This window comes from Bradyrhizobium sp. 87 (assembly GCF_023073015.1).
GTDB classification, from domain to species: domain Bacteria; phylum Pseudomonadota; class Alphaproteobacteria; order Rhizobiales; family Xanthobacteraceae; genus Bradyrhizobium; species Bradyrhizobium canariense_D.
The window spans coordinates 1-4,813 of the sequence record NZ_JADPIQ010000112.1; the positions used below are offsets into that span (position 1 = coordinate 1).

A 4,813-nucleotide genomic window follows, 5' to 3' on the forward strand; every position below is an offset into this window, starting at 1 on the left:
GCTTTGACAAGGAACACAGGAACCTGTCGCTCCGATGTGAAGGGAGGACTCCAAGCGGCCCGTCGCCGCAAGGAGCAGAGTACCGATGCGGAGCACAGGCGCGGCCCCTCAATAAACCTCCATCTATTTGATTTGCGCAATATTCTTACAACTTAATCAACACCATACCAACAGCGCTACCAACACCTTCCGGAGGCTGGCGGAGTTTCGCCGGGGATAACGATCCCGCGAGCATGCCCGGCCGATGAATGCGTGTGTAATGTCGGTACCTGCAACCAGAGGCACATCATGGCGCGGACGCGGGTCACCGAGGATCACTTTCAGGTCGACGAAAACGAGGTCACCCACACCCGGCCCAACGATCGGTGGCCGGCCTCTCCCGGCCGCCCGGAGCCAGCTGTCTATTCTCCCGGCATGCTGGGAAGCGTCCTCCCGAACGGTGATGACTACTGGCGCGAAGACGTCGAACCGATCGCCCTGAAGCTTCTCGCCGCCCGTCCCGACGCACAGAAATGAACCGGCTTGAGAAATTCGTCGAGCGAGGCGCCTTCGGAGAAGGTCCCGGCCGCGCCGCGTACGTGCTCGATCCTACGAAGCTGCCCAAACCCAACAGCGGCTTTGAGTGGCGCGTTGTGAGCGACTTTAGACCCGGCGAAGCCATCCTCGCGGAGCCCGGGCTGAAACCAGTATTCCAGGCGGCACTGAAACAGGGCTGCGCAGTGGTCGAGCGATGACACTCGTTTTGGTCATCCCAACCGTCGCTGGCCTGATTGTAGCGGCGGATAGCCGTCTGGGTATCAGCACTCCGGATTGGACCATCGTTTGCGACAACGTATTCAAGATCACCGAAGTCGAAGGGGTCGACCGGACAGTGGTCTTTACGACCGGATACGGCACAATCTGGGCCCTTGCGGGCGTGCAGACCGACAAGGTCTGCGAACATGTCGCGTCAAACAAGCCAAAATTTGATGCGCAAGCGATCCTCGCGAATACGGCCCGGGGGCCGGGGGCAAGTTTGGAGGACATCGCTCGGGAGGTGGTTCTGGCGACCGCCGCCTATATCGCTTCCCATCCCCGATATGCACATTACAACCGACATGGACTATGCGGTCTTTGCCAATGGAATTCGTCGTCACCGCGACGAAACGGACGCCAGCTGCAAGGTGTTGTGGCAACGCTGGATTAGGCAAAAACCGACGTTTAACGAAGTCTTCAGTCATGAGTTCAACGATTTCGGCAACGCCAAAAAAGGCGCACTGAAATATGCAGCTCAACAAGCGCAAACGGCCCTGCAATCACACGATACTCACGAATTCCTGAACCGACTGTCGTATCCAGCGCTGGAGGAATTTAACCAGCTGAAGCAGTTATTTCGAGACCATGGAATTGCTGAACGCGAGCTAGCTTCGTCAGTATTTGCGTTCTGGGACTGGCCTGAAAACAGGAACATGCCCACACACAGGATATCGGCATATCTTTTCGCTGGGCTGTCGCGGCGGCTCGTCTCTGCCGGGCAGAAGAAGCTGCCGTCCAAAGGAATGATGAATGATATCCGGGCGATCTCCACGTACGGCCCTTATGTCGATGCCATGTTTATCGATAAGGGCTGCGCCTCGTTGGTTTCGGAAGAGCCGCTGCGAAGTGAATTGAGGCTGAAGGCGGAAATATTCTCATCCACTTCTGGGCAAGCTTCTTGCAGTATCTCCAGCGCCTTGACGACGAAACGCCCGCTAACGTACGGCGCCACGCTCGGGAGATTTATGGAATTTGAGCTTTCCCGTTCCTTCGCGGTCCCGGCACGGCTACTGCAGGTCGTGTCGAACGGAACCCCGAGCGACACTGATGGCGCGCACTCAACCTGATAGGACGTCTCGATGACCTCGGAAGACTTTGTACAGAGATGGAGCTTGGACCGATAGAGTATGCCACCCGTTTCGATAAGCTCTCCATGGCATCATGCATTGTCGAAGCCCGTGGAAATGGGACCGTAAACCAAGCTTCTGGCTTTTTTTGGCGTCATGCGGGTCAACCGGTGTTCATCACCAACTGGCATGTTGTCACGGGAAATCATGCGTTCACTGGGCATAGCAAGACGGGGTGGTCGCCTGATACGCTAGTGGTACGATATTGGGAGCCAACGTCGTTAAACGAACCAGCAACGGGCAACACTCTGTTTTTTCGATGGCCCAGCATCGAACTGTCGTTATATGGCGGAGACGGCGTACCAACGTGGTTGCAACATCGGGATTTCGCAGAGAAGCGCGTTGACGTTGTTGTGCTATCACTCCCCTCGGGCGACACCTCGCGCATTATTTGCGTAAACGACTATAGATTTGAGAAACTGTTCCACATATCCGGCGGGAATGTCTTCGTCGTTGGCTTCCCCCTGAAGGCGAACGATAAAGAAATCAATTTTCCGATTTGGAAACGCGGCAGCATCGCAAGCGAAATCCTCTTGCCATGGCGTTTCAGATATCCAGCTTTTGCGATTGATGCCAGGACGTCTAGCGGCATGTCCGGCTCGCCTACGTTCGCGCGGGTGATCGGTCCCGCCGTTCTAAGTAACCTGACTACCAATCTCGATGCGGCTTCAACGACCGAGTTTCTCGGTGTTTACTCTAGCCGCTTACCGGACGATGAAGGTGATCCGAGCATCGGGCTGGTGTGGCACCGGTCGGTGATCGATGACATTTTGACATCACCGGCTCCGGGCCAACGGGTGATCTGATGTACGAAAGGACGTGCCGCCTGATCCTATCAGCCGCGTCGGGCCACGGTGTGATGCCGAGGGGCGAATTATGAAGGGATACTTCGAGAAGAGGCGCATCGCATACGGAGCGCTAGCTGCGCTCTTTCTGGTCTCGCCTGAAGTGGCGACCGCCGGCGAGCGATCGACCGAGACGCCGGAATGCAAGGAAATTACGGCACGGATCATCGAGCGGACCAACACGCATTTCGACCACTTCTCGCCGTCCGGCGGAAGCGTCTTCTTCAAGGGGCCGGACATGGTCCTTATCTGCGACCCGAAGTTCGTCACCTATGTTTCCCTGAACTGGGATGCGAGCGGCTTTCCTCCGAATGATTGGTTTGCGTTGGCGGCGACCGCAGGAAGCGCCGTAACCGGCGCTGATACGAAGAAATTGGAAGCGGCGGCGCATCGGTGCCACCGTGCTGCGCTCAAGGAAGCGGAGGAACAAGCTAGCGTCGCTCTTCCCAGTGCAACGGTTGGATGTCAGGCGTTCACCAGAGATGGAGGGGGCGTGGTCGTTGATGTCGCGATACCCGTGCGGAAGAATTGAAATACGCACTCTCTATGCGATCACGACCTTCGCAAGCCGGCGCCCGACGTGTTCAGCACTAGCGGCGCGCGTGGTCCGAAACGCCGCTTTGCAGGTCAAGGCAGGCGCGGCAGCACAGACTGCCGCGTTGTTGCCCGCGAAATAGCCAGAGCCTGCCCGAATTGGTTAACGGGTTGTTAACGGCGCTCGGCAGGCTTGCGGTCAGCGCTGCCGATTAGCCCCCCAGCCACGGTGGCGCGAGCGATGGCCGGCGGCAGTGATGCACGCCGGCCATTTCATGCTGTCTGCGTTGTCTAGGGCTTAGTGGGACAACGAACGCCGCCACCCAGCCCGCAATCATCCACTAATCGTTTCGTCAGACCTTTTGGTTAGCAATCTGCCGCCGAGGCGGGAGGATTGCCGTCCCGCTCATGCAATCCAGACGTTCCGCCTGTTTCACGTCCGGGTGGTCCTCAGTTACTTTGCCGGCGTGCTTTGGGGGATCGCGCATATGCCGCAGGGGTTCGTCTACATTCTCGTTTCGCCGAACAGCGACTACATAAAGATCGGCCGCACCGAGCGGCCCATTAGCGAACGGCTTCGCGGAATAAATGGGGGCGAGGCATACGCTGCTTACGGTCCATGGGAATTGTCCGACTTTGTCCACGTGACGGACTGCTCGGTAGTGGAGAGCGCGGTCCATCGCCATTTTCGTACGAGAAACGTGGAAGTCGAGGGGACACAAGAGCTATTCAGCGTGCCCCCGCACGAGGCGAGAGAGCGGCTGCGTTCCATCAGCGATCCACTTCGCGTTGATCCCGCGAGAACGGATCAACTTTTTCACAATACGGACGTCCGCTTGTTTCTCTTTCGTTTGTTCCAGCTTTCTGGATTGTTTGGGAGCCTCGACATTCAAGGTGCATGGACCCTAAGCGTTCTCCCGCAGACCAACGGAGGGCGTTGGTTTACGGTCAACATCGGGTCGCACGAAGTCGCGTTCAGCACGCGAACGCCAATGGGCGGAAAGTTCTCGCACTACCTCGTGCTCGATCGTTTGATTTTGGAGTATCCCAAAACGATCATGTGGCTCGGCCAACGTGGAGGGGATGTTCTACAGGCCGATTACAAAGCCGCGGAACGCGCTGTATGTGTGAATTTCGACGAGGATTTTGCAAAGGCCGAACGCATCTTCGCCCTGGACGGAGTTCGGCGCGCCATGGTCGCTTATTGGGCTGATGCTCTGAACGCGGGATTTCGGGCGCATGCTTCGATCAAGGATCGTATCGTCGAATTCCGCCGGGTTTGATCAAACTGTCGGCCTTACCGCTTGTCGAAGGCCTTCGCACGCTGGAGCAGCACGGTTTAAAGTCCGGTAATGATCAACTTGTTCAACGTCTCACAATCGTTCCGCGACAGGTGGGGAAGCTGTCGCGAAGTCTACCACGACAACGCATGGACTTTCTGTTGCTGCTCCCGGACCGCCAGCGGATCGTCATCGAGGTCGACAGCAAGCATCATTTCTCAGAGGACGGCAA

Annotated in this window: 8 protein-coding genes; all 8 read left to right on the forward strand. The window is 57.3% G+C overall.

Annotated features, from left to right (window positions below):
* The first annotated feature begins 288 nt into the window (after positions 1 to 288).
* On the forward strand, positions 289 to 516 hold the full coding sequence (locus IVB50_RS29545) for a hypothetical protein (protein WP_247298832.1): 228 nt from the start codon (positions 289 to 291) through the stop codon (positions 514 to 516).
* Positions 513 to 734, forward strand: a complete 222-nt coding sequence (locus IVB50_RS29550) for a hypothetical protein (protein ID WP_247298834.1) — start codon at positions 513 to 515, stop codon at positions 732 to 734. The genes IVB50_RS29545 and IVB50_RS29550 overlap by 4 nt, the downstream gene beginning before the upstream one ends.
* The gene (locus IVB50_RS29555; RefSeq protein ID WP_247298836.1) at positions 731 to 1,186 is read left to right on the forward strand and encodes a hypothetical protein; all 456 of its coding nucleotides are present in this window, start codon (positions 731 to 733) and stop codon (positions 1,184 to 1,186) included. Before IVB50_RS29550 ends, IVB50_RS29555 begins: the two co-directional genes overlap by 4 nt.
* Complete coding sequence (locus IVB50_RS29560) at positions 1,098 to 1,862, forward strand: hypothetical protein (RefSeq protein WP_247298838.1); 765 nt, start codon at positions 1,098 to 1,100, stop codon at positions 1,860 to 1,862. Before IVB50_RS29555 ends, IVB50_RS29560 begins: the two co-directional genes overlap by 89 nt.
* Before the next feature lie 38 nt (positions 1,863 to 1,900).
* A complete protein-coding gene (locus IVB50_RS29565; protein WP_247298840.1) occupies positions 1,901 to 2,728 on the forward strand; it encodes a trypsin-like peptidase domain-containing protein in 828 nt (275 codons plus the stop codon).
* A 70-nt stretch (positions 2,729 to 2,798) separates the two neighbouring features.
* Positions 2,799 to 3,299: a hypothetical protein gene (locus tag IVB50_RS29570; RefSeq protein ID WP_247298842.1), complete on the forward strand. Its 501-nt coding sequence runs from the start codon at positions 2,799 to 2,801 to the stop codon at positions 3,297 to 3,299.
* A gap of 490 nt (positions 3,300 to 3,789) precedes the next feature.
* Positions 3,790 to 4,584, forward strand: a complete 795-nt coding sequence (locus IVB50_RS29575; protein ID WP_247298844.1) for a GIY-YIG nuclease family protein — start codon at positions 3,790 to 3,792, stop codon at positions 4,582 to 4,584.
* Positions 4,581 to 4,813, forward strand: a 233-nt coding sequence (locus tag IVB50_RS29580; protein ID WP_247298846.1) for a hypothetical protein, incomplete at its 3' end; no start/stop codon positions are given. The genes IVB50_RS29575 and IVB50_RS29580, both read left to right, overlap by 4 nt.

What these genes read in the sequence shown, in the direction of transcription:
- IVB50_RS29570 (WP_247298842.1), top strand. Translation starts at nt 2,799, where the DNA reads ATGAAGGGATACTTCGAGAAGAGGCGCATCGCATACGGAGCGCTAGCT.
- IVB50_RS29565 (WP_247298840.1), top strand. Translation starts at nt 1,901, where the DNA reads ATGGAGCTTGGACCGATAGAGTATGCCACCCGTTTCGATAAGCTCTCC.
- IVB50_RS29545 (WP_247298832.1), top strand. Translation starts at nt 289, where the DNA reads ATGGCGCGGACGCGGGTCACCGAGGATCACTTTCAGGTCGACGAAAAC.
- IVB50_RS29560 (WP_247298838.1), top strand. Translation starts at nt 1,098, where the DNA reads ATGGACTATGCGGTCTTTGCCAATGGAATTCGTCGTCACCGCGACGAA.
- IVB50_RS29575 (WP_247298844.1), top strand. Translation starts at nt 3,790, where the DNA reads ATGCCGCAGGGGTTCGTCTACATTCTCGTTTCGCCGAACAGCGACTAC.
- IVB50_RS29550 (WP_247298834.1), top strand. Translation starts at nt 513, where the DNA reads ATGAACCGGCTTGAGAAATTCGTCGAGCGAGGCGCCTTCGGAGAAGGT.
- IVB50_RS29555 (WP_247298836.1), top strand. Translation starts at nt 731, where the DNA reads ATGACACTCGTTTTGGTCATCCCAACCGTCGCTGGCCTGATTGTAGCG.